The sequence below is a fragment of the Stenotrophomonas sp. TWI587 genome (assembly GCF_039674145.1).
Lineage (GTDB): Bacteria > Pseudomonadota > Gammaproteobacteria > Xanthomonadales > Xanthomonadaceae > Stenotrophomonas > Stenotrophomonas maltophilia_AY.
This window is the reverse complement of sequence record NZ_JBDJMW010000001.1, coordinates 553,520-579,322: the sequence shown is the minus strand read 5'-3', so window position 1 is coordinate 579,322 and position 25,803 is coordinate 553,520. Positions and strand designations below refer to the sequence as shown.

The 25,803-nt window shown below is 65.8% G+C and carries 26 protein-coding genes; all 26 read left to right on the top strand.

Going from position 1 to position 25,803, the window contains the following annotated elements:
- The first annotated feature begins 5 nt into the window (after positions 1–5).
- On the top strand, positions 6–1,886 hold the full coding sequence (gene flgK / locus ABE464_RS02665; protein ID WP_346470607.1) for a flagellar hook-associated protein FlgK: 1,881 nt from the start codon (positions 6–8) through the stop codon (positions 1,884–1,886).
- Positions 1,883–3,085: a flagellar hook-associated protein FlgL gene (gene flgL / locus ABE464_RS02660; protein WP_346470606.1), complete on the top strand. Its 1,203-nt coding sequence runs from the start codon at positions 1,883–1,885 to the stop codon at positions 3,083–3,085. The genes flgK and flgL overlap by 4 nt, the downstream gene beginning before the upstream one ends.
- A 378-nt stretch (positions 3,086–3,463) precedes the next feature.
- A complete protein-coding gene (locus tag ABE464_RS02655) occupies positions 3,464–4,696 on the top strand; it encodes a flagellin (protein ID WP_346470605.1) in 1,233 nt (410 codons plus the stop codon).
- 72 nt (positions 4,697–4,768) lie between these two features.
- Positions 4,769–6,004, top strand: a complete 1,236-nt coding sequence (locus ABE464_RS02650) for a flagellin (RefSeq protein WP_346470604.1) — start codon at positions 4,769–4,771, stop codon at positions 6,002–6,004.
- 85 nt (positions 6,005–6,089) lie between these two features.
- Entirely contained in the window at positions 6,090–7,325 is a 1,236-nt protein-coding gene (locus tag ABE464_RS02645) for a flagellin (protein ID WP_346470604.1), read from the top strand.
- A gap of 451 nt (positions 7,326–7,776) precedes the next feature.
- Entirely contained in the window at positions 7,777–9,159 is a 1,383-nt protein-coding gene (gene fliD / locus ABE464_RS02640; protein WP_346468339.1) for a flagellar filament capping protein FliD, read from the top strand.
- Between the two features lie 128 nt (positions 9,160–9,287).
- Positions 9,288–9,704: a flagellar export chaperone FliS gene (gene fliS, locus ABE464_RS02635; RefSeq protein WP_123729210.1), complete on the top strand. Its 417-nt coding sequence runs from the start codon at positions 9,288–9,290 to the stop codon at positions 9,702–9,704.
- Positions 9,701–9,997 (top strand): hypothetical protein, encoded by a 297-nt coding sequence (locus tag ABE464_RS02630; protein WP_346470603.1) that lies wholly within the window; start codon positions 9,701–9,703, stop codon positions 9,995–9,997. Before fliS ends, ABE464_RS02630 begins: the two co-directional genes overlap by 4 nt.
- A complete protein-coding gene (locus tag ABE464_RS02625) occupies positions 9,994–10,575 on the top strand; it encodes a PilZ domain-containing protein (RefSeq protein WP_346470602.1) in 582 nt (193 codons plus the stop codon). Before ABE464_RS02630 ends, ABE464_RS02625 begins: the two co-directional genes overlap by 4 nt.
- 87 nt (positions 10,576–10,662) lie before the next feature.
- Complete coding sequence (locus ABE464_RS02620) at positions 10,663–11,295, top strand: response regulator transcription factor (protein WP_259260918.1); 633 nt, start codon at positions 10,663–10,665, stop codon at positions 11,293–11,295.
- Between the two features lie 263 nt (positions 11,296–11,558).
- The gene (gene rpoN / locus ABE464_RS02615) at positions 11,559–12,968 is read left to right on the top strand and encodes an RNA polymerase factor sigma-54 (RefSeq protein ID WP_346470601.1); all 1,410 of its coding nucleotides are present in this window, start codon (positions 11,559–11,561) and stop codon (positions 12,966–12,968) included.
- Between the two features lie 14 nt (positions 12,969–12,982).
- Entirely contained in the window at positions 12,983–13,363 is a 381-nt protein-coding gene (locus tag ABE464_RS02610; RefSeq protein WP_346470600.1) for a response regulator transcription factor, read from the top strand.
- On the top strand, positions 13,356–14,852 hold the full coding sequence (locus ABE464_RS02605) for a sigma-54 dependent transcriptional regulator (protein WP_346470599.1): 1,497 nt from the start codon (positions 13,356–13,358) through the stop codon (positions 14,850–14,852). Before ABE464_RS02610 ends, ABE464_RS02605 begins: the two co-directional genes overlap by 8 nt.
- Positions 14,853–15,666: 814 nt before the next feature.
- Entirely contained in the window at positions 15,667–16,029 is a 363-nt protein-coding gene (fliE, locus tag ABE464_RS02600) for a flagellar hook-basal body complex protein FliE (RefSeq protein WP_346470598.1), read from the top strand.
- A gap of 12 nt (positions 16,030–16,041) precedes the next feature.
- Positions 16,042–17,682 carry a flagellar basal-body MS-ring/collar protein FliF gene (fliF, locus tag ABE464_RS02595; protein WP_346470597.1) on the top strand — a complete coding sequence of 547 codons (1,641 nt, stop codon included), beginning with the start codon at positions 16,042–16,044 and terminating at the stop codon, positions 17,680–17,682.
- A 10-nt stretch (positions 17,683–17,692) separates the two neighbouring features.
- On the top strand, positions 17,693–18,679 hold the full coding sequence (fliG, locus tag ABE464_RS02590) for a flagellar motor switch protein FliG (protein WP_123729202.1): 987 nt from the start codon (positions 17,693–17,695) through the stop codon (positions 18,677–18,679).
- Positions 18,676–19,314, top strand: a complete 639-nt coding sequence (locus tag ABE464_RS02585; protein ID WP_346470596.1) for a FliH/SctL family protein — start codon at positions 18,676–18,678, stop codon at positions 19,312–19,314. Before fliG ends, ABE464_RS02585 begins: the two co-directional genes overlap by 4 nt.
- Positions 19,311–20,690 carry a FliI/YscN family ATPase gene (locus ABE464_RS02580; protein ID WP_123729200.1) on the top strand — a complete coding sequence of 460 codons (1,380 nt, stop codon included), beginning with the start codon at positions 19,311–19,313 and terminating at the stop codon, positions 20,688–20,690. The genes ABE464_RS02585 and ABE464_RS02580 overlap by 4 nt, the downstream gene beginning before the upstream one ends.
- Before the next feature lie 3 nt (positions 20,691–20,693).
- Positions 20,694–21,152 carry a flagellar export protein FliJ gene (gene fliJ / locus ABE464_RS02575; protein WP_346470595.1) on the top strand — a complete coding sequence of 153 codons (459 nt, stop codon included), beginning with the start codon at positions 20,694–20,696 and terminating at the stop codon, positions 21,150–21,152.
- Positions 21,149–22,312, top strand: a complete 1,164-nt coding sequence (locus ABE464_RS02570; protein ID WP_346470594.1) for a flagellar hook-length control protein FliK — start codon at positions 21,149–21,151, stop codon at positions 22,310–22,312. Before fliJ ends, ABE464_RS02570 begins: the two co-directional genes overlap by 4 nt.
- Positions 22,313–22,426: 114 nt before the next feature.
- A complete protein-coding gene (locus tag ABE464_RS02565) occupies positions 22,427–22,942 on the top strand; it encodes a flagellar basal body-associated FliL family protein (protein ID WP_123729197.1) in 516 nt (171 codons plus the stop codon).
- 9 nt (positions 22,943–22,951) lie between these two features.
- Entirely contained in the window at positions 22,952–23,959 is a 1,008-nt protein-coding gene (gene fliM, locus ABE464_RS02560) for a flagellar motor switch protein FliM (RefSeq protein WP_346470593.1), read from the top strand.
- Positions 23,956–24,309, top strand: coding sequence for a flagellar motor switch protein FliN (fliN, locus tag ABE464_RS02555; protein ID WP_123729195.1), 354 nt, complete (start codon positions 23,956–23,958; stop codon positions 24,307–24,309). Before fliM ends, fliN begins: the two co-directional genes overlap by 4 nt.
- Positions 24,306–24,707: a flagellar biosynthetic protein FliO gene (gene fliO, locus ABE464_RS02550; RefSeq protein ID WP_346470592.1), complete on the top strand. Its 402-nt coding sequence runs from the start codon at positions 24,306–24,308 to the stop codon at positions 24,705–24,707. The genes fliN and fliO overlap by 4 nt, the downstream gene beginning before the upstream one ends.
- Before the next feature lie 2 nt (positions 24,708–24,709).
- Positions 24,710–25,492 carry a flagellar type III secretion system pore protein FliP gene (gene fliP / locus ABE464_RS02545; RefSeq protein WP_121036736.1) on the top strand — a complete coding sequence of 261 codons (783 nt, stop codon included), beginning with the start codon at positions 24,710–24,712 and terminating at the stop codon, positions 25,490–25,492.
- A gap of 39 nt (positions 25,493–25,531) precedes the next feature.
- Positions 25,532–25,801, top strand: coding sequence for a flagellar biosynthetic protein FliQ (locus tag ABE464_RS02540; RefSeq protein ID WP_019184809.1), 270 nt, complete (start codon positions 25,532–25,534; stop codon positions 25,799–25,801).
- The last annotated feature ends 2 nt before the right edge of the window (positions 25,802–25,803 follow it).

Genomic DNA, 25,803 nt, shown 5'->3' with positions numbered 1-25,803 from the left:
AATCCATGTCCAGCGTTCTCTCCACCGGCACCAGCGCCCTGCTCGCGTTCCAGCGCGCCCTGGCGACCACCAGCCATAACGTCGCCAACATCAAGACGCCGGGCTACAGCCGGCAGAAGGTGGATTTCGCCACCGCCAACCCGCAGAACTACGGGTATGGCGACGTCGGCAACGGCACCCGCATCACCGACGTGCGTCGCGTGGCCGACCAGCTGGCGATCTCGCGCCTGCTCGACGGCAGCGGCGAACTGGCGCGCCTGAAGCAGCTGTCCACCATGGCCGACCGCGTGGACGCGATGTTCTCCGACACCGCCACCAACGTCGCTGGTGTGTGGTCGAACTTCTTCGACTCCGTCAGCGGCCTGTCCTCCAATGCCTCCGGCAGCGCCGACCGCCAGAACGTGCTGGATGCGGGCAAGACCCTGTCCGGCCGCTTCCAGCAGCTCAACACCCAGCTCAACAACCTCAACGGCGAGGTCAACAACGGCCTGATCGCCGGTGCCACCGAGATCAACCGGCTGGCCAAGGAAATCGCCCAGCTTAACGGTGCGATCGGTGGCAACGCCGCCACGGCCGCCCCGGACCTGCTGGACCGCCGCGATGAACTGATCGCCAACCTGGTCGGCTACACCGGCGGCAACGCGGTGATGCAGGACGGCGGGCTGATGAACGTCTACACCGCCGGCGGCCAAGCGCTGGTGGTAGGCACCACGGCCTCCAGGGTCACCACCGTCACCGACCCCTACCAGCCCGAGCGCCTGCAGCTGGCGCTGGAGAGCCAGGGCCAGAAGATCACCATCGAGCCCAAGACGCTCGGCGGCCAGATCGGCGGCCTGCTGGAGTTCCGCGACACGGTGCTCACGCCGGCCCAGGCCGAGCTCGGCAAGCTGGCGATCGGCATGGCCAGCAGCTTCAACGACGTCCACCGCCAGGGTGCCGATCTTTACGGCCAGATGGCCGGCGACTTCTTCAACATCGGTAACCCGCGCATCACCGCCAACAGCAACAATGCCGGCACCGCCCAGATGACCGCGCGCTTCGGCGATCTGGCCAAGCTGGACGGCCAGAACATCGTGATGAAGTTCGACGGCACCCAGTGGCTGGCCTCGCGTGCCGACACCGGCGCCAGTATCCCGATGACCGGCACCGGCACCGCTGCCGACCCGCTGGTGCTCAACGGCGTCGAGCTGGTCATGACCGGCACCCCGTCCACCGACGACCGCTTCCTGCTGCAGCCCACCGCAGGCGTGGCCGGCAGCATGGAAGTTGCGATCACCGACACCTCCCGCCTGGCCGCGGCTGCCCCGATCAAGGGCACCGCCGCGATGGCCAACACCGGCACCGGCAAGCTGACCGGGGTCAAGGTGACCGACGCTGACAATGCCGCGCTGCGCAATCCGGCAGCGATCGTGTTTACCAGTGCCACCGAGTACACCATCGATGGCGTAGGCCCGAACACCTATACGGCTGGCCAGACCATCACCGCCAACGGCTGGAGCTTCGTCCTCGACGGCGCGCCCAAGACCGGCGACACCTTCAACATCGGGCCGACCCCGGCTGGCTCCTCGGACAACAGCAACGCGCTGCTGCTGGCCAAGGTCGAGCAGGCCAAGGCGTTCAACGAAGGCACGGTCACCCTCAGTGGCGCCCTTGGCGGCCTGACCACCCAGGTCGGCGCCGCCGCCCGGTCGGCCGAGTACTCCCTGATGGCCCAGCAGGTGATCACCGACCAGGCCCAGGCCGCCCGGGACTCGATCTCCGGCGTCAACCTGGATGAAGAAGCCTCGGACATGCTGCGTCTGCAGCAGGCCTACCAGGCCGCCTCGCAGCTGATCTCCACCGCCGACACCATGTTCCAGACGATCCTCGGAGCCGTACGCTCATGAACAATCGTATTTCCACCGGCATGATGTTCAGTCAGTCGGTATCGCTGATGCTCGCTTCACAGGCCAAAATGAACCACCTGGAGCGGCAGATCGCCACCGGCAGCAAGATCGTGACCGCCAAGGACGATCCGGTCTCGGCCGGCAGCGCGGTCGGCCTGGACCGCACCCTGGCTTCGCTGGACCGCATGCAGCTCAACGCCGGCAACGTGCAGAACCGGCTGGGCGTTCAGGAAAACGCGTTGGCCCAGGTCGGCGACATGATGGGCCGCATCACCGAGCTGACCATCTACGCCAACAACCCGGCGCTGGCCGCGGCTGACAAGCAATCCATGGTCACGGAAATCGAAGCGATCCGCGGCAATCTGCTGGCGGTGGCCAACAGTACCGACGGCACCGGCCGCTATGTATTCGGTGGCACCGATGACGGCAGCCCGCCCTTCAGCCAGATCGATGGACGGATCATCTACAACGGCGACCAGAACCAGCGCCAGGTCGAGGTCGGCCCGGACACCTACGTGCTCGACGCCCTGCCCGGCAGCGAGATCTTCATGCGCATCGTCACCGGCGATGGGCATGTGGATGCCGCGGCGGCCACCGGCAACACCGGCACCGGCGTGCTCACCAACGTCACCCGCAATGGCGACGGCGGCTGGAATGGCGAGGGCTTCAGCGTGCGCTTCACCGCCGCCGATGCCTACGAACTGGTCGATGCCGGCGGCACCGTGGTCTCCACCGGGAGCCTGAAGACCGGGGACGACATCGTGGTCAACGGCGTGCGCCTGCATATCGACGGCGTGCCAGCGGCCGGTGACACCTTCGAAGTAAGCCCGTCCTCCAGCCGCGACATCTTCAGCACCCTGGATTCGCTGATCGGCGCCCTGAAGATGGACACGGGCACCCCTGCCCAGCAGGCAGCCCAGCAGAACCTGCTGCAGAGCGGCCTGCGCGACGTGGCCCGTGCCTCCGAGCGGATGATCGACTCACGCGCATCCGGCGGTGCCCAGCTGAAAATGCTGGATAACGCGGCGGACATGCGCGAATCGAATGTCGTGACGCTCAAGACCACGCTGTCGCAGATGCGCGACGTGGACTACGCCGATGCGTTGAGCCAGTACCAGCTGGAAAAGACCGCCCTGCAGGCGGCACAGACCCTGTTCTCGCAGATGCAGCAGATGTCGCTGTTCAACACGATCCGCTGATCGCCCTTACAACCTGGGTTGGCCTGAAGGCCGCGATGCTTTAAGCATCGCGGCCTTTTCGTTTTGGGGCCGGGCATATCGATGACCAGGCCTGAGTAGCACTACGACGACGCTCGCGGCGCGCTAAGAATGGCCCCCTAAAGCCACCCAGCCTCGTTTCACGGTATCCCGCGACGGCTCACACGAACCGCGGGAGCTCCCGGATGACCGTGGAGTAGCCGCCCCCCTCCTCCCTGTAAATCAGCGTGAATCTCCTCCTAAAGGTTGTTGACAAAGCGCCGTTATTGATTTGGCAACAGCGAAGCACACAGCCAAAAACAAAAAAACGGCGGCGCTTCGTTCCTTTCACCACCAGGATTCCAATAAGGGAGACGATCCATGGCACAGGTAATCAACACCAATACGATGTCGCTCAACGCTCAGCGCAACCTGAGCACCAGCGGCAGCTCGCTCGCTACCACCATCCAGCGCCTGTCGTCGGGCCTGCGCATCAACAGCGCAAAAGACGACGCCGCAGGCCTGGCGATCTCCGAGCGCTTCGGCACCCAGATCCGCGGCACCGATGTCGCCATCCGCAATGCCAACGACGGCATTTCGTTGGCGCAGGTCGCCGAAGGTTCGCTGAACGAAGTCGGCAACAACCTTCAGCGTATCCGTGAACTGGCCGTGCAGGCTTCCAACGCCACTAACTCGACCAGCGACCGCAAAGCGCTGCAGGCCGAAGTGACCCAGCTGGTGAGCGAGATCGACCGCGTCGCTAAGCAGGCTGACTTCAACGGCACCAAGCTGCTCGACGGCAGCTTCACCAGCCAGCTGTTCCAGGTGGGCGCGAATGCGGGTCAGGCCATCGCCATCAACAGCGTTGTGAATGCCAAGGCGGATTCGCTGGGTGCAGCGAGCTTTGCAAATGTTTACGAGGGGACCAGCCTGGCTACCGACGATGCGGCCACTGCTGATTCGGTGTTCTCCAAACTGCAGATTGTCGTCACCTCCGAAGGTGGCACCGCAACCCCGATCAACATCGGTGATATCAAGGTAAAGGCCGGCGAATCGATCACGGCCGCCACCGCCGCCGCGATCAATAGCAAGCTTGGCGAAACGGGTGTCATGGCCAAGGTGGACAAGGGGGTGATCAGCCTCACCTCCGTGAAAGCCGGCCAGAGCTTCGCGCTTGACATGGCAGGCCCCGACTCGACATCGACGGATCCTGTTCCGACGCCTGTTACCGACCTGGCTCTCGTTGGTCTGGACACCGCTGATGCAGATGGCGGAAGTCTGACAGGTGTCACGAGCAGCTTCGTTCAGGACCTGAATGTCACCACTGCTGAAGGTGCCCAGCAGGCGCTGGAAATTGTCGACAAGGCGCTCGAATCGGTCAACAGCGTCCGCGCCGACCTCGGCGCCATCCAAAACCGCTTCACCTCCGTGGTCGCGAACCTGCAGACCTCCTCGGAAAACCTGTCGGCCTCCCGCAGCCGCATCCGCGATACCGATTTCGCAAAAGAAACTGCGGAACTGACCCGCACCCAGATCCTGCAGCAGGCCGGTACGGCGATGCTGGCCCAGGCCAACCAGGTACCCCAGAACGTGCTCAGCCTGCTGCAGCGCTGACATGAGCCGCTCCTGAAGCACGTCAGGGGCGTCTAACCCAACTCACGTGCAACTGCTCAAGGACCCTTCCTCATGGCACAAGTCATCAACACCAACACGATGTCGTTGAATGCTCAGCGTAACCTGAGCACCAGCGGCAGCTCCCTGGCCACCACCATCCAGCGCCTGTCGTCGGGTTCGCGCATCAACAGCGCCAAAGACGACGCCGCAGGCCTGGCAATCTCGGAACGCTTCGGCACCCAGATCCGCGGTACAGACGTCGCCATCCGAAATGCCAACGACGGTATCTCGCTGGCCCAGGTCGCCGAAGGCTCGCTGAGCGAAATCGGTAACAACCTGCAGCGCGTCCGCGAACTGGCTGTGCAGGCCTCCAACGCCACCAACTCCGCCAGCGACCGCAAGGCCCTGCAGGCCGAAGTGACCCAGCTGGTCAGCGAAATCGACCGTGTTGCCAAGCAGTCCGAGTTCAACGGCACCAAGCTGCTGGACGGCTCGTTCTCCAGCCAGCTGTTCCAGGTCGGTGCCAATGCCGGCCAGGCCATTGCTATCGACAAGGTGGTTAACGCCACTACCGCTAAGCTCGGCACCTCCAGCTTCAAATCCGCGGAAATGGCATCGATCGGCGCTACCCTGCCGACCGAACGCTCTCAGATCACCGGCACTGTCAGCGTCACCGGTGCTGACGGCAGCGTAAGCACCATCGACCTAGGCAAGGTAGAGGTTGCGGCGGGTGGTTCGGAAGCCGATTTCAATCGCGCTGCCGTGACGGCAGTCAACTCCAAGCTGGGCGAAACGGGCATTCTCGCCACCATCAGCGATGATGGCACGGCAATTACCTTGACGCAGGTCAAGGCTGGCGGCGACCTCGCCGATGGCGTCGATGACACCGTGGCAGGCACGGTGGCACTGACCGTGGCCGAGTGGGACGACGCGACTGGCGACTTCGGCACTGCTGACGCAGGCTTCGCAGTGTCCGCCACCGCCGCCGCAACCGAGAATGTCATCGATCTGGACATCTCCTCGGTTGCCGGTGCCCAGAAGGCGCTGTCGCTCGTCGACAACGCACTGGAATCCATCAACAGCACCCGTGCAGACCTCGGCGCCATCCAGAACCGCTTCACCTCGGTGGTGGCCAATCTGCAGACCTCGACCGAAAACCTGTCCGCGTCGCGTAGCCGCATCAAGGACACGGATTTCGCCAAGGAAACTGCCGAACTGACCCGCACCCAGATCCTGCAGCAGGCCGGTACGGCCATGCTGGCCCAGGCCAACCAGGTGCCGCAGAACGTGCTCAGCCTGCTGCGCTGATCCGCGCCAGAGTGACAGCCGAGCGCAGTCAATGACTGCGCTCGGACTCTGAATTCGGCCTTACCTTCGCCAAAGGAATTGCACCATGGCACAAGTCATCAACACCAACACGATGTCGTTGAATGCTCAGCGTAACCTGAGCACCAGCGGCAGCTCCCTGGCCACCACCATCCAGCGCCTGTCGTCGGGTTCGCGCATCAACAGCGCCAAAGACGACGCCGCAGGCCTGGCAATCTCGGAACGCTTCGGCACCCAGATCCGCGGTACAGACGTCGCCATCCGAAATGCCAACGACGGTATCTCGCTGGCCCAGGTCGCCGAAGGCTCGCTGAGCGAAATCGGTAACAACCTGCAGCGCGTCCGCGAACTGGCTGTGCAGGCCTCCAACGCCACCAACTCCGCCAGCGACCGCAAGGCCCTGCAGGCCGAAGTGACCCAGCTGGTCAGCGAAATCGACCGTGTTGCCAAGCAGTCCGAGTTCAACGGCACCAAGCTGCTGGACGGCTCGTTCTCCAGCCAGCTGTTCCAGGTCGGTGCCAATGCCGGCCAGGCCATTGCTATCGACAAGGTGGTTAACGCCACTACCGCTAAGCTCGGCACCTCCAGCTTCAAATCCGCGGAAATGGCATCGATCGGCGCTACCCTGCCGACCGAACGCTCTCAGATCACCGGCACTGTCAGCGTCACCGGTGCTGACGGCAGCGTAAGCACCATCGACCTAGGCAAGGTAGAGGTTGCGGCGGGTGGTTCGGAAGCCGATTTCAATCGCGCTGCCGTGACGGCAGTCAACTCCAAGCTGGGCGAAACGGGCATTCTCGCCACCATCAGCGATGATGGCACGGCAATTACCTTGACGCAGGTCAAGGCTGGCGGCGACCTCGCCGATGGCGTCGATGACACCGTGGCAGGCACGGTGGCACTGACCGTGGCCGAGTGGGACGACGCGACTGGCGACTTCGGCACTGCTGACGCAGGCTTCGCAGTGTCCGCCACCGCCGCCGCAACCGAGAATGTCATCGATCTGGACATCTCCTCGGTTGCCGGTGCCCAGAAGGCGCTGTCGCTCGTCGACAACGCACTGGAATCCATCAACAGCACCCGTGCAGACCTCGGCGCCATCCAGAACCGCTTCACCTCGGTGGTGGCCAATCTGCAGACCTCGACCGAAAACCTGTCCGCGTCGCGTAGCCGCATCAAGGACACGGATTTCGCCAAGGAAACCGCCGAACTGACCCGCACCCAGATCCTGCAGCAGGCCGGTACGGCCATGCTGGCCCAGGCCAACCAGGTGCCGCAGAACGTGCTCAGCCTGCTGCGCTGATCCACGCCTGCATCGTCCCCGCCGCCGACTTCGGCTGGCGGCGGGGACAACTCGAAGCATCGCAATCGTCACGCAGGAACGGGCCATGGCCATGAGCCGGACTCTCTCCAGGTCGCCACATCTTCGTGGCCATGGCCCGCCCCTGCGGCAGAACTGTTATCAGCGCTGGTTGTTTGACTGAACACCCCGGGTGGCTTCGTCTCCCCCCGTTTTTCAGTAGCCTGACCCCTCCTCTGCATTGGAGGAGGGTTTTTTGCAGACCCTCTGGCATGAGCGCGCATCGCCGCCCTGCCCCAAGCTACCTGCAACCGCCGTGCCAAACCCGGCGCCAAGTTGCTGGCACAACTCCTGCATCAACGAGAGTTCTAAAGACCCGGCGGCTACGGCCGCTAATTTCGTTGATGGCATCGCCCTGCACCATGTGGCAGCGGCAACACACAGGAGATACAACGTGGCGGACTTCGGTTACGGCGGCATCGGTTCAGGACTCGATATTTCCGGCATGGTCAGCAGCCTGGTGGCTGCCGATCGCAAGCCGGCGGACAATGCACTGAACCTGCAGCAGTCCAAGGCCAAGATGCAGCTCTCGGCGATCGGTACGGTAAAATCTGCGTTCGACACCCTTAATACGGCGCTGAAAGCGCTGAAGGCCGAGACCGCGTTCGATGCGCGAACGGTAACCGCCAGCAAATCCGGCACTGACGAGATTTTGACAGCCACCGGCACCAATGCCGCTGCAGCTGGCACCCATCTCATCAACGTGACGAAACTCGCCACGGCCAACAAGTGGATCGCTGACACGGCACTGCCGAAAACCGAGACGTTTGGTGCCGGAACCCTGACACTGACTGTCGGAGAGGGCGACAAGCAGAAGACGTTGAACATCGACGTGGCCGCGGATGACACGCTCAGCTCGATCCGCACCAAGATCGAAAAAGCGGGTCGCGCGTCCGGGGTGCAGGCAACGCTGATCGCTTCAGGCGACAGTCAGTACTTGTCGCTGTCGCAAGGGAAGTCCGGCGCCGCCAATGCAATCAAGCTGACTGCAGACGCAGGCAATCCCAAGCTGGTCGCGCTCGCTGGGAGCCTGAAGGAGCATACGAAAGCAGCAGACGCGGAGTTGACCATCGATGGTGTGGCCGTCACCAGCAGCGAAAACACCGTCAGCAGCGTTATACCCGGCCTCACACTGAATCTGAAGAAAGAGGGCGAAAGCACCGTCACCATCACCACCGATGCCGCCGCAGCGCGCAAGGTGATGCAGGACTTCGTGACCGCCTACAACGGCGCAATCGCTGCGATCAACACCGCGACCAAGTACGACATCGAGAACAAGGAGCCCTCGTCCCTGACCGGCGATGCGCAGATGCGCGGCGCCTCGAGCCAGCTGCGTGGCCTCATGGGAGGCATCCTGAAGGATCTGTCGGCGGCCGGCCTGGATCCCAAGACGCTGGGGCTTCAGACCCGGGGCTATCCGAATGCCGATGGCAGCCTGGTGCTGGACACCGCGAAGTTCGACGCCGCGCTGGTCAATCAGGGTGGCGCGGTCCGTGAGGCTTTGACTGGCGATGACGGTGCGGCCGCCAAACTTTTCGCCGTGGTCGACGGCTACGTCAGCACTGCTGTAGGCAAGGAAGGGGCGTTTGTATCGCGCACCAAGGGCATCAACGCGACGCTGACCGACATCGACAAGCGCCGCAAAGCCCTGGACGTCCGCATGGAAGGCGTGTCCGAGCGTTACAAAAAGCAGTTCCTGGCACTGGATGCACTCATGAGCAAAATGAGTCAGTCGATGACGAGCCTGACCACGCAGCTCTCGCAGCTCGGCGGCTGATCGATCACGGCAGCGGACTCAAGTTGAACCGGTCCGCTGCCGATACCACACGCAGGACACCCCGCAGGCTCCACCCGGTGCCGACGATGTCGCGAACCTCGCGGCCCCGAACGAAGGAGACATGATTGATGTACGGTTCCAACCGTCAATTCACCGAGCAGTACCGTCAGGTCGGCGTACAGAGCGCCATCACCGATGCCGACCCGCACAAGCTGGTCGCGCTGCTGCTCGCCGGTGCCTGCGAACGACTTCGACTCGCCCTGGCCTGCCTGGAACGCGGCGACCAGGCGCGCAAGGGCAAAGCCATCGGCGAGGTCTGCGCGATCGTTGGTCACCTCAACGGCTCGCTGGACCATGAAGCCGGTGGCGAGATCGCCGGCAATCTGTCCTCGCTGTACGACTACGTGATGCAGCGCCTGACCGAAGCGAATCTGCACAACGATCCGGCCGCACTGACCGAGGCGCTGGAACTGCTCGGCGAGATCGATGCGGCCTGGAATGCGATCCCGCACCAGCAGCGCCACGCTGAGCAGGCCACCCCATGACGTCGCTGGGCTCGCTCAACGCCCGTCTGGATGCTCTGGAGACGGCGCTGCAGGAAGAGAACTTCGATGAGGCCGGCCTGCAGCTGGACGCCCTCGATGCCGCCCAGACCAGGTACCTGGCCGGCCCGTCGGCATTGTTCGACGTCCCGGGCCTGTCCTCGCTGCAGGCACGCCAGCAGCGCATCATGCTGTTCATGATGCGCCAGCGCGAAGAAGCCAGCCGGCACATCCACAATGGCCGCCAGTCGCTTCGCGCCGCGCATGCGTATCTGACGGCAGAATCCCTGTCATGACCGACCTTCGCACCAGCGAGATTCATCACCCCGCCGAAAGCGAGCTGTTCGATGAGACGCTGAGCTGCGAACTGGCGCTGCCGGCCGAGTTCCGCATCGGCAGCGCGGTGATCCGCCCTGGCACCGCCGAAACCCTGCTGCGCAGTGTGGCCCTGGTGGAAGATGCCCGCAGCGATGACGGGCACGACGACCGCAGCGACGCCACGCTGCAGGTGCAGCGGCTGGAAGCCAAGCTGGACCTGGTGATGGTGCTGCTGGGCCGGCTGGTCCGCCAGAGCGCCCAGGATCTGCCGCTGCGTCCGCTGCGCTGGTCCCGTCGGGGCATCCGGATTGAACAGGGCATGCGTACCGGCGCCGCGACGGGCAGTCAGGGCGTGATCCGGCTGCAGCCCTGCGAGTGGCTGCCCGACCATATCGATCTGCCCGTGGTGATCGTGGCCGAGGCTGCCAACGGCGCTGGCGCGCATTATCTGTGGCTGCGCTTCGAAGGCCTGAGCGATGCGCTGGAAATGGCGCTGGAGCGACATTTGTTCCGCCTGCATCGCCGCCAGATCGCTGAAGCCCGGCGCCTGCGCTGACCATACGGCACCGACTGTGACCCAGTCGGCTTGGCGCTGGCCCGCCACTCCGTTAAGGTTACCGCCTCCCCGCTCCCCTAGTAGCCTGTGCGCGTACTCATAGTCGACGATCACACCCTGGTCCGTGCCGGCCTCAGCCGCCTCCTGCAGGGCTTTACCGACGTGGACGTCGTCGCCGAGGCGAGCAATGCCGAGCAGGCCCTGCAGCTGAGCGTGCAGCACGCGCCGGACGTGGTGCTGATGGACCTTTCCCTGCCCGGCCGTACCGGGTTGGAAGCGCTGAGCGACATCCTGCTGCGTACCCCCGGCTCACGTGTGGTGATGATGACCATGCACGATGACGCGGTCCATGTGCGCGATGCACTCGACCGTGGCGCCGTCGGTTTCGTGGTCAAGGATGCCGCCCCCCAGGAACTGGAACTGGCCCTGCGCGCCGCGCACGCCGGCCAGGTATTCCTGAGCCCGCAGATCTCGGCAAAGATGCTGGCGCCGATGCTCGGCAAGGAAAAGCCGGTAGGCGTGGCGGCGCTGTCGCCGCGTCAGCGCGAGATCCTGCGCCAGATCGGCAAAGGCGAGAGCAACAAGGAAATCGCTGCGGATCTCGGCATCAGCGTCAAGACGGTGGAGACCCACCGTGCCCGCATGATGGAGTCGCTGGGCTGCCGCCGCGCCACGGATCTGGTGCTGCTCGCTGCACGCCACCAGCACGAACTGGAATGACCGGCGACGGTTCAGTGGCGCTTTGCGGCCACGGGCAGGCCCCCACGTCAGGATTCTGATGCGGCAAAGAACCAGCAGGTGGCGGTATTTACGGGTTGCACCGGCAAATGCGTCAAAATGACGTGCTGTTGTAGTGGTTTTCCCTACATGCTGTCGGGGATTGGATGACCCGACTCAGGAACCCCCTGATTTCGGTGCCACCGGAACAGAAGCAAGATGTGTTCCATAACGCGCCGGGGACTCGGCGTGATCGGGGAAACACCTTGAAAGCCTCCATGTCGACCCAGATGGGTCAGCAGCTTCACCTCACGCCGCAACTGCTGCAGTCGATCCGTCTGTTGCAGCTCGATGGCATGCAGCTGGAGCTGGAAATCCGCCGCGCACTGGAAACCAATCCACTGCTGGAGATCGAAGAGGCACCCGAGCCTGTCGCCGCCGACACCGCCGAGGCGGTCACGGCCCAGGACGTGGCCGCCTTCGACGAACTGCCCGAAAGCACCATGTGGGACGTGGCCGGTGCCGGTTGGCAGGACGGCGATGATGACCGCATGCAGCGCGTTGCCGCCGGCGAATCCACCGACCCGCAGCTGCGCGTCCTGCAGCGCCTGGCGATGGAACTGGATGACCGCGAACTGGCCGTGGCCGGCTTCTGGCTGGAGCATTGCGATGACACCGGTTATCTCGATGCACCGCTGGCGCAGCTGACCCTGCTGGCCAGCGCGCATTGCGACGTTGATGCGGCCGGCGTGGAAGCCGTCCGTCAGCGCATCCTGCACGGCGACCCGGCTGGCCTGGCCGCCCAGAACCTGCACGAATGCCTGAGCGTGCAGCTGCGCACCCTGCCCGGCCGCGTACCGGCCCGGCACCTGGCCCAGCGTGTGCTCGATGATGGGCTGGCCGCACTGGCCACGCATGACTACGCCGGGCTCGCCCAGCAGCTGGACGCCGAAGTCGCCGACATCCACGAAGCCGTCCGCCTGATCCTGTCCCTGCAGCCGCGCCCGGGCGAAAGCCTGCTGCCCGATAGCAACGGTGTGGTGATCCCCGATGTGATCGCCTGGCATGCCGATGGCCAGTGGCGCGTCGCGCTGAACCCCGCTACCAGCCGCCGCCTGAGCATCAATCCCCACTACGAACAGGCCCTGGCCCAGACCGCTGACGCGGCGCAGCCGCTGCGCGACATGCTGCAGGAAGCCCGCTGGCTGACCCGTGGCCTGTCCATGCGCTATGACACCCTGCTGCGCACCGCGCGGGTGATCATCGAGCGCCAGTCCGGCTTCCTGACCCGCGGCGAGGAAGCGATGGCGCCCCTCACCCTGAAGGAAGTGGCCGACGAAATCGGCATGCACGAGTCCACCGTCTCGCGCATCACCACCGGCAAGTACCTGCAGACACCGCGCGGCACGCTGGAACTGAAGCACTTCTTCGCCGTCCGCCTGGAAGGCGCCAGCGTCTCCGGGCAGGCGGTCAAAGCCATGGTGCGCCGCCTGATCGAGTCCGAGCCGGCGGCCCGCCCGCTCGCCGATGAGGCCATCGCCGGCCTGCTGTCGCGCCAAGGGGTGAACATCGCCCGCCGTACCGTTGCAAAATACCGCGAACAACTGGACATCGCTCCGGCGCGCGAACGCCGCCGCAGCCATGCCGGCACCCCGCAATTGGCCCGGGTGGGCTGAAGGAAATGGACGACATGAACAAGCTCACCGTGCTGCTGGTCGATGACCACGAGGGTTTCATCAACGCTGCGATGCGCCACTTCCGCAAGGTCGATTGGCTCGATGTCATCGGCAGCGCCGCCAACGGCCTGGAAGCGATCGAACGCTCCGAGTCGCTGCGCCCGCAGGTGGTGCTGATGGATCTGGCCATGCCGGAAATGGGCGGCCTGCAGGCAACCCGCCTGATCAAATCGCAGGATGACGCGCCCTACATCGTGATCGCCAGCCATTTCGATGATGCCGAACACCGCGAGCACGCGCTGCGCGCCGGGGCCAACAACTTCGTCAGCAAGCTCTCCTACATCCAGGAAGTGATGCCGATCCTGGAAGGCCTGAAGGAACCGGGCCATGAGTGAATCGCGCATCCTGGTGGTGGACAACGACGCGGTCCGCGCCGAGCGCACCGTCGCGCTGCTGGAGTTCATGGACTTCAACCCGCGCTGGGTGGCCGACGCCAACGATTTCGACGTCACCCGCCACCGCCCCAATGACTGGATGGCCGCCATCATCGGCAGCCTGGACAACTCCGACCGCAGCGATGCGTTGTTCGCGTGGCTGGGCAAGGGCGCCCTGCCCCCGCCGGTGATGCTGATCGACGGTGATACCACCGCGTTCGCGCAGCAGCATGGCCTGCACGAAGCCAATGTCTGGCCGCTGGAGGCGCCGCTGCGCCACGCGCAGATGGAAGGCCTGCTGCGCCGCGCCAGCCTCAAGCGCCTGGATGCCGAACACCAGGCCGGCGCCGTGCAGGACCAGGGCCCGACCGGCGAAGGCGTTGCGGTCACCCAGCTGCGCCGGATGATCGAGCAGGTCGCCGCCTTCGACACCACCGTGCTGGTGCTGGGCGAATCGGGGACCGGCAAGGAAGTGGTCTCGCGCTCGATCCACCAGCGCTCCCCGCGCCGTGATGGGCCGTTCGTGGCGATCAACTGTGGCGCGATCCCGCCGGACCTGCTGGAAAGCGAATTGTTCGGTCACGAAAAAGGCGCCTTCACCGGTGCCCTGAGTGCGCGCAAGGGCCGTTTCGAAATGGCCGAAGGCGGCACGCTGCTGCTGGATGAAATCGGCGACATGAGCCTGCCGATGCAGGTCAAGCTGCTGCGCGTTCTGCAGGAGCGAAGCTTCGAGCGCGTCGGCGGCAACCAGACCATCCGCTGCAACGTGCGCGTGATCGCCGCGACCCATCGCGACCTGGAAACGCGCATCGCCGACGGCAAATTCCGCGAGGATCTGTTCTATCGCCTCAACGTATTCCCGATCGACGTGCCGGCCCTGCGCGAGCGCAGCGAAGACCTGCCGGCGCTGGTGACCACGATCGCCGGCCAGCTGGCCCGCACCGGCCGCGGTGAAGTGCGCTTCACCGGCGAGGCGCTGCAGGCGTTGGCCAGCTATGAGTGGCCGGGCAACGTGCGCGAGCTGACCAACCTGGTCGAACGCCTGGCCGTACTGCATCCCAGTGGCAACGTGCGCGTGCAGGATCTGCCGGCCCGTTACCGCGGCGATTTCGCCATCACGGCCCCAGTCGCGGCCGCGGCACCGGCGCCGCTGGCCGATGAACGCCTGGACCTGCGCAGCTTTTCCTTCCACACCCCGGGCAGCCAAGGCGCTACCTCGGCAGAGAACGGCACCGCCCCGGCCAACCGCGCCCCGGCCCTGCCCGACGATGGCCTCGACCTGCGCAACCACATGGCCAACATCGAACTGACCCTGATCAACGAGGCGCTGGAACGCACCCAGGGCGTAGTCGCCCATGCCGCCCAACTGCTCGGCCTGCGCCGCACCACGCTGGTGGAGAAGCTGCGCAAGTACGGCATCGAGCGCGACCAGACCGAACTGGCTGGCTGAGCAGAGCAACACATGGAAACCAGAAGCCCGGGCATGTCCCGGGCTTTTTTTTGGTTCGTTTCCCCTCCTTGTGGCGAGACAGCACTTGCACGGTGATGCGTTCCTGAAGCGGGGCCGGTGCCTGGCGCTGGGGCGCGATGCCCTTGCCGGCGAATGTCCCCCGGGGCCGGCCCGCGGCCGCCCCCTCCTCCTTTATTTCGCCCACAAGGGCATCACGCCCCACGTGGACAGAACACTGGCGCCCAGCACCAGGTCCGATTTTAGGCGCGCGTACAACACGCGAAGTCCCGTAGCGGCCGGTAGGCCACTGGGCAAATGTCCCCCGGCCGCCGCCTTGCGCCGACGCCCTCCTCCTTGATTTTGCCAAGGATCTAATGGCCGCTACGGAGCGCCGGCTTACGGTAAGCAAGCGGAGAAACCCAGCCTTTCTGCCGGCCGCCAGCAGCCTCGACACGTTGGGTCGCGATGCCCTTGTGGGCGAAATAAAGGAGGAGGGGTCGGCCGCAGGCCGGCGCCGGGGGACATTCGCCGGCAAGGGCATCGTGGCCCAAAGCCCGACCGACCCACCGGTCTCCGCCTCGAAGGTTCAGAGCACCCTCCGCCGGTTTTCCGGCGTCGACTCTCCGGCACGCCAGCGCGTCAAACCGCCGCTGGGTCAATCGACCGCACCTTGCGTACACCACGTCCACCTCTGCGGGAGCGGCTGAACACGCAAACCCCCGCCACCGTTACGAAACTGAACCACTCATCACTTTCGGCACGGCACTTGCAACGTATTCACTCGAAACCCATCCCCTGCTTCGGAACGTTCCAGATGTCGCACTCCGTCACCTCGATCCTTTCTCAGATCCGCACCTTCCAGACCCAGATGGGGCAGCCCGCCGTCAGCCCGCTGACGGAGGCCCCGCGCAGCAATGCCATCCAGGGCCTGGTGTCCCCCCAGGAGATCCAGGGCCCCAGCTTCACCGAAACCCTGCGTGGTGCCATCGCCGGCGTCAACGATGCACAACAGAAATCCGGCGCCCTGGCCAAGTCCTTCGAACTGGGTGAACCCGGTGCGGACCTGGCCAAGGTCATGGTCGCCTCGCAGCAGTCCCAGATCGCCTTCCGCGCCACCGTGGAAGTCCGTAACCGTCTCGTCCAGGCTTACCAGGACGTGATGAACATGCCGCTGTAAGGATAGAAACGCATGGCCCTGTCGCTCTCCAAAGAATCGCTGAACACCGAAAAGGCTGGGCAGTGGTTCGACCGGCTGCAAAGCCTGCAGATCACCCGTCGGCTTGGCCTGATGGCTATGATCGCCGTGGCCGTGGCGGCAGGCCTGTTCGTGTTCTTCTGGTCGCAGAAGCCCGGCATGGTGCCGCTGTACACCGGGCTGGATCAGAAGGCCACGGCCGAGGCCACCGACCTGCTGCGCGCCGCGCAGATTCCATTTGAACTGGACCAGGCCACCGGTGGCATCACCGTGCCGGAAAAGAACCTGCACGATGCCCGCCTGAAGCTGGCCAGCTCCGGGCTGACCGACAGCGGTCGTCTGGGCTTCGAGCTGATGGAGCGTGACCCGGGCTTCGGCGTCAGCCAGTTCATGGAGAACGCCCGCTACCAGCACTCGCTGGAAACCGAGCTCTCGCGCACCATCAACACGCTGCGCCCGGTCCGCGATTCGCGCGTGCACCTGGCCATTCCCAAGCCCAGCGCCTTCACCCGCCAGCGCGACGTCGCCAGCGCCTCGGTGGTGCTGGAACTGCGTGGCGGCCAGCAGCTCGAACGCGGCCAGATCGATGCCATCGTGCACATGGTCGCCGCCAGCATTCCGGATCTGGCGCCGGAGCGTGTCACCGTGGTCGACCAGAGCGGGCGCATGCTCAGCGTCTCCGACCCGAACAGCGAGGCGGCGATGAATGCCGCACAGTTCGAGCAGGTGCGCCGCCAGGAAACCTCGTTCAACCAGCGCATCCGCGAACTGCTCGAGCCGATGACCGGCCCCGGCCGCGTCAACCCGGAAGTGAGCGTGGACATGGATTTCTCAGTGATCGAGGAAGCCCGTGAGCTCTACAACGGCGAGCCGCAGAAGCTGCGCAGCGAGCAGATGAGCGAAAACAGCAGCAACGTGCCCGGCCCGCAGGGCGTGCCCGGTGCCGCCAGCAACACCCCGCCGGGTCCGGCGGCCGCCCCGGCCACCGCACAGGCACCGACGGAAACCTCCAAGAACGCGACCCGCAATTACGAGCTGGACCGCACCCTGCAGCACACCCGCCAGCCGGCGGGCCGCATCAAGCGCGTCTCGGTGGCCGTGCTGGTGGACAACGTGCCGCGCGCCGGCGCCAACGGCAAGATGGCCGACCAGGCCCTCTCCGCTGCGGAGCTGACCCGGGTGGAAGCACTGGTCAAGCAGGCGGTCGGCTTCGATGCCGAGCGTGGCGACACGGTCTCGGTGATGAATGCCCCGTTCGTGCGGGAAGTCACCCCGGTCGAAGGGCCGAAGTGGTGGGAACTGCCGCAGGTCCAGGACGCGCTGCGTCTGCTGCTCGGCGCGATCGTGGTGCTGGCCCTGGTGTTCGGTGTACTGCGCCCGGCGCTGCGCTCGATCACCGGCCAGAACAAGGCCAAGGAAGAAGAGCTGGAACCCCATACGGCCGACGTGCAGCTGGTCGACGATGGCGAGGGCCTGCCCGCCCTCGGCAGCGAACGCTTGAACGCGGCTGGACATGAACCCCTGGCACTGCCGGTGGACTCTTACGAGGAACGACTGCGCATGGCGCGTGAAGCTGTAAAGACCGATTCCAAGCGCGTGGCCCAGGTGGTCAAGGGCTGGGTGGCCAATGACTGAGAACGCCCCCATGACCGGCGTCCAACGCGCCGCAGTGCTGCTGCTCTCGCTGGGTGAACTGGATGCGGCCGAAGTGCTGCGCCACATGGAACCCAAGGAAGTGCAGAAGATCGGTATCGCCATGGCCACCATGACCGATATCACCCGCGAACAGGTTGAGCGGGTCATGGACCAGTTCGGTGCAGAACTGGGCTCCAAGACCTCGCTGGGCGTGGGCTCGGACGACTACATCCGCAACATGCTGGTGCAGGCGCTGGGCACGGAAAAGGCCGGCAACCTGATCGATCGCATCCTGCTCGGCCGCAATACCACCGGCCTGGATGCGCTGAAGTGGATGGATCCGCGCGCCGTCGCCGATCTGGTCCGCAACGAGCACCCGCAGATCATCGCCATCGTGATGGCCCATCTGGAAACCGACCAGGCCGCCGACGCGCTCAAGCTGCTGCCCGAACGCACCCGCGTGGATGTGCTGCTGCGCATCGCGACCCTGGATGGCATTCCGCCGAACGCACTCAATGAGCTCAACGAGATCATGGAGCGCCAGTTCGCCGGCAACCAGAACCTGAAGTCCTCCAACATCGGTGGCGTGCAGTGCGCCGCCAACATCCTGAACTTCATGGACAGTGGCCAGGACCAGGCGATCCTGGGCGAGATCGCGCGCATCGATGCGCCGCTCAGCGGCCGCATCCAGGACCTGATGTTCGTGTTCGACGATCTGGTGGATCTGGACGACCGCGAACTGCAGCTGGTGCTGCGCGAAGTCAGCGGCGAGCGCCTGGGCCTGGCCCTGCGTGGCGCCGACATCAAGGTGCGCGACAAGATCACCCGCAACATGTCCCAGCGTGCGGCCGAAATCCTGCTGGAAGACATGGAAGCCCGTGGCCCGGTGCGCCTGTCGGATGTGGAAGTGGCACAGCGCGAGATCCTGGCGATCGTCAAGCGCATGGCCGATGAAGGCACCGTCACCATTGGTGGCAATGCGGAGGCCATGCTGTGAACGCTGCCGTGCGCTGGCTTGCCCCGGATCTGCTGGCGGTGCCCGAGCCGGCGCCGGAAGAAGAGATCTTCGAACTCACCGAGCCGGATCCGGAGTTGGAACCGGAACCCCTGCTGCAGCTGCCGACCCTGGAAGAGATCCAGGCGATCCAGGACAGCGCCGAGAAGGACGGCTTTGACCAGGGCCATGCCGATGGTCTCGCCCAGGGCCAGGCCGAGGTGCGCCGGCTGATCGCACAGATCGAAGGGATCCTGGACAACTTCAGCCGGCCACTGGTGCGGTTGGAAAATGAAGTGGTGGCCGCGCTCGGCGAACTGGCCGTGCGGATCGCCGGCAATCTGGTCGGCCGGGCGTATGAAGCCGAGCCGGAACTGCTGGCCCAGCTGGTCAACGAAGCCGTCGATGCCGTCGGCGGCGCGGCCCGCGAGGTCGAAGTACGTCTGCACCCGGACGACATCGCCGCGTTGACGCCGGTATTGAACCTGTCGTCCAACCAGCGGCTCACTCCGGATCTCAGCCTGAGCCGCGGTGACCTGCGGGTACATGCCGAGACCGTCCGCATCGACGGCACCCTGGACGCCCGCCTGCGCGGCGCGCTCGATGCCGTCATCCGCAAGGCAGGCACCACGCCATGAACACCGATACCCTGCCCCCGCCGGCCGATTGGACCGCCGTCCGCAACCTGCGGCTGGCCTCGCGCCTGGACAACATCCGCCCGGATACCGCGCATGGCCGTGGCCTGATCCGCGAAGGCGTGCTGCGCCGCGCGGTCGGCCTGACCCTGGAAGCGGTCGGCTGCGAGGCGCCGATGGGCGCCAGCTGCAAGGTTGAAGTGGCCGACGGTGGCTGGGTGGATGCCGAAGTGGTCGGCTTTGCCGGTGAACGCACCTATCTGATGCCGAGCGCGGAGCTGCACGGCCTGCTGCCCAATGCGCGGGTCGTGCCCGCGCTGGGTCGCGGCGGCGTGGAAGTCGGCGAAGGCCTGCTCGGCCGCGTCATCGACAGCGATGGCGTACCGCTGGACGGCAAGGGTCCGATCCGCGCCGAAGGCACCGTCGGCATGGCCGGCGTGTCGATCAATCCGCTGGCCCGTGAGCCGATCACCCAGCCGCTGGACGTGGGCGTGCGCGCGATCAACGCGCTGCTGCCGATCGGCCGTGGCCAGCGTGTCGGCCTGTTCGCAGGCTCCGGTGTCGGTAAATCGACCCTGCTGGGCATGATGACGCGCTACACCGCTGCGGACGTGATCGTGGTTGGCCTGATTGGCGAGCGCGGTCGCGAAGTCCGCGACTTCGTGGAAAGCACGCTGGGCGAGGAAGGCCTGCGCCGCGCCGTGGTGGTGGCCAGCCCGGCGGATCGCCCGCCACTGGCCCGCCTGCACGGCGCCTACCGTGCCACGGCGATCGCCGAGTGGTTCCGCGACCAGGGCTTGAACGTCCTGCTGCTGATGGACTCGCTGACCCGCTTCGCGCAGGCCCAGCGCGAGATCGGCCTGTCCGTCGGTGAACCGCCGACCACGCGCGGCTACCCGCCCTCGGTGTTCGCCAAGCTGCCGGCCCTGGTCGAGCGCGCCGGTAACGGCGCCAAGGGCCGCGGCTCGATCACCGCCTTCTACACCGTACTGACCGAAGGCGATGATCCGCAGGATCCGATCGCCGATGCCGCCCGCGCGATTCTCGACGGCCACATCCTGCTCTCGCGGCGCGTGGCCGACAGCGGTCTGTATCCGGCGATCGACGTGGAATCGTCGGTCAGCCGCGTGGTCACGGAAATCGCCGACGAGCCGTGGCGCCTGCGCATCCGCAAGCTCAAACGGCTGGTCTCGGCGTATTCGGCCAACCGCGACCTGATCGCGATCGGCGCCTATCAGCGCGGCAATGACCCGGCGACCGACGAGGCGCTGGAGCGCTGGTCGGACATCGTTGAATTCCTCGGCCAGGACGTCGGCAAGGCCGCCGACCTGCCGCACAGTCAGGCCGCCCTCAAGCGGCTGGTGGAACCAGAGAGTTAAGCCATGATGCAATCCAAGCGATTCGACCCATTGCTGAAGCGCGCCCAGGACCACGAGGACGAGGTCGCCCGCGACCTCGCCGAGCGCCAGCGCTCCCTCGACACCCATGTGTCGCGGCTGGATGAACTGCGCCGCTATGCCGACGAATATGCTGGCGCGCAGATGGCCGCAACCAGCCCGGCCCAGCTGATGAACCGGCGCGCGTTCCTGGATCGTCTGGACAGCGCCGTGGCCCAGCAGCGCCAGACCGTGGACAACAACCGCGAGAAGGTGGAGGCCGAACGTGCGCGCCTGATCCTGGCCAGCCGTGACAAGCAGGTGCTTGAGCAGCTGGCCGCCAGTTACCGCGCGCAGGAGAAGGTGGTCACCGATCGCCGCGACCAGCGCGAGATGGACGATCTGGGTGCGCGTCGTTCGCGCCAGGCCCAGCGCGAAGACAGCGACAACGGAGGCACGCCATGACGCCCTCGGCCCTGCTTGGCGGTACCGCGCCGCTGCAGAACGGCAGCACGGGTACGTCCTCTGCACGCCCTGAGGTGTCCAGCGGCAGCGATCGTCGAGAGTTTGACGCGATGCTCTCGCCCGGGACTGACACGTCACGCCCGGCAGCATCCAGCAAGCCAGCCGGGCGCCGCGATGCACCTGCGGGCAAGGACGCTGCAACACCGGATACCGGCAAGGACACCGCACCACGCCCCGGCAGCGCCAGCAGCAAAGACACCGCCGAGGTGCCTGCCACTACCGATGCCGGCGCCGCGCCCCCCGCCACCGCCGACAAGCCGGTTGCTGAGGCCGCCGACGATGATGCAGCGTGGCCGCCGTTCGGTCTGGCCGGGTTGGCGTTGAACGGGCTGCCCGTTCCAGCCCCCGTGCCGGTCGCGCCCGCACCTGTGGGAACGGCCGCCGGTACCGCGCCCGCAACGGCGGCACTGCCGACGCTGCCCACCGCCACTGCGGACAACACCGCGCCGGCCACGGGCCCGCTGGCAACGGCCGCACCGGCGGCGAGCGGCATCGCCCTGCCCGCCCTGGCGGCCGATGCCGCCCCGGCCGATGCGGCGCCGCTGTTGAAAACCTTCACCGAGGCCTTGAGCGCGGCCGCCAGCGATGGTCCGGATGCTCCGGCCACGCCGGTGCTGCACGCCCTGCAGAGCATCGCAGACGTCAAACCGGCGGCGCCTACGCCATTCACCGGCTCGCCGACCGCCACGCCGCAGCTGGGCGCTGGCGATTTCGATGATGCCGTTGGCGCCCGCGTCAGTTGGTTGGCGGACCAGAAGATCGGCCACGCCCATATCAAGATCACCCCGAACGACCTGGGCCCGATCGACGTGCGACTGCATCTGGACGGTGACAAGGTCCATGCGACCTTCACCAGCGCCCATGCCGACGTGCGTCATGCACTGGAAAGCAGTCTGCCGCGCCTGCGCGACATGCTTGGCGAACAGGGCTTCCAGCTCGGCCAGGCCGATGTCGGCCAGCAGCACACCGCGCAGGATGGCGGCCGCGGCGAGGGTAGCCGGACCGGCGCGGGCGATGACGGCGAGCCGCTGATGGCCGAGACCACGCTGTCGCCCTCGCAGTTGATCCGTCAGCGCGGATTGGTCGACGCCTACGCGTGATCCCCGGGTGCGACGCCGCTTCGGCGGCGCCGCCAGAAACCCGTCGCCCGCCCGCTTCAGCATTCAGGCACAGCCTTTGCATGTAGTCAGGAAGCAATCCTCTGGAGCTTCCTCGTGGCCGCAGCCGCCGATAAAACCAAGAAATCCGCCGACAAGGACGCCACGGCCAAGCCGCGTCGTCCGATCCTGATCACTGCCCTGGTCGCGGTGCTCGCCGCCGGTGCCGCCGGTGGCGGCGTCTGGTATTTCACCCAGTCCCAGCACGACGACAAGGCCGCCAAGCCGGCCGCCAAGGCCGCGGTGCCTGCACCGGCCCAGTACTTCGGCCTGGAGCCGCCGTTCGTGGTCAACCTCAACAGCAGCTTCGACGGCCCGCGCTACCTGCAGGTCGAAGTGCAGCTGATGAGCCGCGATCCGGCCGCGATGGAAGCGATCAAGCTCCATGCCCCGGCCATCCGCGCCAAGCTGCTGATGCTGTTCTCGCAGGTCGAGCCGACCGACATCGCCGACCGCGCGGGCAAGGAGCGCCTGCAGGCCACCTCGCTGGCCGAAGTGCAGAAGCTGCTCAAGGCCGAGACCGGCAAGCCGGGCGCCGACGAATTGCTGTTCACCAGTTTCGTCACCCAGTAAGGGCCGACCATGAATGACCTGCTTTCCCAGGATGAGATCGATGCGCTGTTGCACGGCGTGGACTCCGGTGCGGTCGAGACCGACGTCGATGCTGGCACGCCCGGCGAGGCGCGCTCGTATGACTTCGCCAGTCAGGACCGCATCATCCGCGGCCGCATGCCGACCCTGGAAATGGTCAACGAGCGCTTCGCACGCCTGTGGCGCATCGGCCTGTTCAACCTGATCCGGCGCTCGGCCGAACTGTCCGTCCGCGGAATCGAGCTGATCAAGTTCAACGACTACATGCACTCGCTGTACGTGCCGACCAACCTCAACCTGATCCGCTTCAAGCCGCTGCGCGGCACCGGGCTGATCGTGTTCGAGCCGACGCTGGTGTTCGCCATCGTGGACAACTTCTTCGGGGGCGACGGCCGCTACCCGACCCGCATCGAAGGCCGCGAGTTCACCGCGACGGAAATGCGCGTCATCCACCTGCTGCTCAAGCAGACCTTCGCCGACCTGCAGGAAGCCTGGGCGCCGGTGATGGATGTGGAGCTGGAGTACATCAACTCCGAAATCAATCCGCACTTCGCCAACATCGTGACGCCGCGCGAGTACGTGGTGGTCTGCCGCCTGCATGTCGAACTCGACGGCGGTGGCGGCGACATCCACGTCACCCTGCCCTACTCGATGCTCGAGCCGATCCGCGAGCTGCTCGACGCCGGCATCCAGAGCGACCGCAACGACCGCGATGCCAGCTGGGGCGTGATGCTGCGCGAACAGCTCAACATCGCCGAAGTCACGCTGTCCAGCGTGCTGGCCAGCAAACGCATGACCCTGCGTGAACTGACCGGCCTGAAGGTCGGCGACATCCTCTCGATCGACATGCCGGCGCAGGTGCCGTTGTGCGTGGAGAACATCCCGGTGTTCACCGGCGAGTTCGGCATCGCCAACGGTTGCAACGCCGTCAAGATCACCGCCACCCATCCCCCGGGCACCCGCCCACGCGTTCCCGTACTCCAGGAAGTCTCGAAATGAACGATATCGAATCCAACGAACCGCTGTCCCCGGCGGAACCGGCACCGGCGCAGTTCACCACGCTGCAGTCCGATGAGAACCTCGGTCCCGAGCTGAACCTGGATGTGATCCTGGATGTGCCGGTGACCCTGTCGCTGGAAGTGGGCCGCGCGCGCCTGCCGATCCGCAACCTGCTGCAGCTCAACCAGGGCTCGGTGGTGGAACTGGAACGCGGTGCCGGCGAGTCGCTGGACGTGTTCGTCAACGGCACCCTGATCGCCCATGGCGAGGTGGTGGTGATCAACGACCGCTTCGGCGTGCGTTTGACCGACGTGGTCAGCCCGAGCGAACGGATCCGGAGACTGCGTTGAGCACCGGGCTGCTGATCGCCGCCGGCGCGTCGACCGTCAAGGTCGGCCAGCATGCCGCCGCCGCACCGGGCATGTTCGGTGCGGTACTGGCACTGCTGGGCGTGCTGGCCTTGATCGTCGGTCTGGGCTGGCTGCTCAAGCGCATGCCCGGCAGCGGGTTCCGTCCGGCCGAAGGCCTGCGGGTGGTTGCCAGCCTGACCGTCGGCGCGAAAGAACGCGTGGTGGTGGTCGAGGTCAATGGCACCCAGCTGCTGCTGGGTGTCACCGCCGGCGGCATCAACACCCTGCATCAGCTGCCCGAACCTCTGCCGGCCCCGACGCCGGCACGCCTTCCCGATTTCAAACACCTCCCGAATTTCGCCCAGCTGCTGCAACAGCGGCTGCGCAAGGAACCCTGAACATGCGTGGCCCCCGTACCTCCTGGACCCGTTACCTGCCGCTGTTGCTGACTGCCCTGCTGTGCGCGCTGCCGGCCCTGGCCTGGGCCGCGCCCGGCGTGCCGGGTGTGCCCGCGCTGCCGGACGTGAATGTCGGCAAGATCGGTGGCCAGCCGGTCAGCCTGCCGTTGCAGACGCTGCTGCTGATGACGGCGATCACCCTGATCCCCTCGATGCTGCTGGTGCTGACCGCCTTCACCCGCATCATCATCGTGCTGGGCCTGCTGCGCCAGGCGCTGGGTACCGGCCAGACGCCGTCCAACCAGGTGCTGCTCGGCCTGGCCCTGTTCCTTACCGCGATGGTGATGCTGCCGGTCTGGCAGAAGGCCTGGGGCAGCGGCATGGCGCCGTACCTCAACGGCGAGATCGACTTCCAGACCGCCTGGACGCTGACCACCCAGCCGCTGCGCGCCTTCATGCTGGCGCAGATCCGCGAGACGGATCTGATGACCTTCGCCGGCATGGCCGGTCACGGTACCTACGACAGCCCGGATGCCATTCCGTTCCCGATCCTGGTTGCCTCGTTCGTCACCAGCGAGCTGAAGACCGCCTTCGAGATCGGCTTCCTGATCTTCATCCCGTTCGTGATCATCGATCTGGTCGTGGCCAGCGTGCTGATGTCGATGGGCATGATGATGCTCTCGCCGATGCTGGTCTCCGCGCCGTTCAAGATCCTGTTGTTCGTGCTGGTGGATGGCTGGGTTCTGGTGGTGGGCACCCTGGCCGCCAGTTTCAATGCGGTCTGACCGCCCTGCCCTGTTGATCGATACGGACCCGAGACTGCCATGACCCCCGAACTTGCCCTGACCGAACTGCGTGGTGGCCTGATCACCGTGCTCTGGGTCGCCGGCCCGCTGCTGCTCACCGTGCTGATCGTCGGCGTGGTGGTCGGCGTGGTGCAGGCTGCCACCCAGCTCAACGAACCGACCATCGCCTTCGTGGCCAAGGCCGCGGCCTTGACGGTGGTGTTGTTCGCGCTCGGCAGCCTGCTGATCGGCCATCTGGTCGAATACACCACGCTGCTGTTCCAGCGCATTCCCCACCTGATCGGCTGAGG

What these genes read in the sequence shown, in the direction of transcription:
- ABE464_RS02650 (WP_346470604.1), top strand. Translation starts at nt 4,769, where the DNA reads ATGGCACAAGTCATCAACACCAACACGATGTCGTTGAATGCTCAGCGT.
- fliP (WP_121036736.1), top strand. Translation starts at nt 24,710, where the DNA reads ATGCGTGGCCCCCGTACCTCCTGGACCCGTTACCTGCCGCTGTTGCTG.
- fliM (WP_346470593.1), top strand. Translation starts at nt 22,952, where the DNA reads ATGAATGACCTGCTTTCCCAGGATGAGATCGATGCGCTGTTGCACGGC.
- ABE464_RS02570 (WP_346470594.1), top strand. Translation starts at nt 21,149, where the DNA reads ATGACGCCCTCGGCCCTGCTTGGCGGTACCGCGCCGCTGCAGAACGGC.
- ABE464_RS02540 (WP_019184809.1), top strand. Translation starts at nt 25,532, where the DNA reads ATGACCCCCGAACTTGCCCTGACCGAACTGCGTGGTGGCCTGATCACC.
- ABE464_RS02645 (WP_346470604.1), top strand. Translation starts at nt 6,090, where the DNA reads ATGGCACAAGTCATCAACACCAACACGATGTCGTTGAATGCTCAGCGT.
- fliE (WP_346470598.1), top strand. Translation starts at nt 15,667, where the DNA reads ATGTCGCACTCCGTCACCTCGATCCTTTCTCAGATCCGCACCTTCCAG.
- flgL (WP_346470606.1), top strand. Translation starts at nt 1,883, where the DNA reads ATGAACAATCGTATTTCCACCGGCATGATGTTCAGTCAGTCGGTATCG.
- fliJ (WP_346470595.1), top strand. Translation starts at nt 20,694, where the DNA reads ATGATGCAATCCAAGCGATTCGACCCATTGCTGAAGCGCGCCCAGGAC.
- fliN (WP_123729195.1), top strand. Translation starts at nt 23,956, where the DNA reads ATGAACGATATCGAATCCAACGAACCGCTGTCCCCGGCGGAACCGGCA.
- ABE464_RS02610 (WP_346470600.1), top strand. Translation starts at nt 12,983, where the DNA reads ATGAACAAGCTCACCGTGCTGCTGGTCGATGACCACGAGGGTTTCATC.
- ABE464_RS02630 (WP_346470603.1), top strand. Translation starts at nt 9,701, where the DNA reads ATGACGTCGCTGGGCTCGCTCAACGCCCGTCTGGATGCTCTGGAGACG.
- flgK (WP_346470607.1), top strand. Translation starts at nt 6, where the DNA reads ATGTCCAGCGTTCTCTCCACCGGCACCAGCGCCCTGCTCGCGTTCCAG.
- fliG (WP_123729202.1), top strand. Translation starts at nt 17,693, where the DNA reads ATGACCGGCGTCCAACGCGCCGCAGTGCTGCTGCTCTCGCTGGGTGAA.
- fliS (WP_123729210.1), top strand. Translation starts at nt 9,288, where the DNA reads ATGTACGGTTCCAACCGTCAATTCACCGAGCAGTACCGTCAGGTCGGC.
- ABE464_RS02655 (WP_346470605.1), top strand. Translation starts at nt 3,464, where the DNA reads ATGGCACAGGTAATCAACACCAATACGATGTCGCTCAACGCTCAGCGC.
- ABE464_RS02580 (WP_123729200.1), top strand. Translation starts at nt 19,311, where the DNA reads ATGAACACCGATACCCTGCCCCCGCCGGCCGATTGGACCGCCGTCCGC.
- ABE464_RS02605 (WP_346470599.1), top strand. Translation starts at nt 13,356, where the DNA reads ATGAGTGAATCGCGCATCCTGGTGGTGGACAACGACGCGGTCCGCGCC.
- fliF (WP_346470597.1), top strand. Translation starts at nt 16,042, where the DNA reads ATGGCCCTGTCGCTCTCCAAAGAATCGCTGAACACCGAAAAGGCTGGG.
- ABE464_RS02625 (WP_346470602.1), top strand. Translation starts at nt 9,994, where the DNA reads ATGACCGACCTTCGCACCAGCGAGATTCATCACCCCGCCGAAAGCGAG.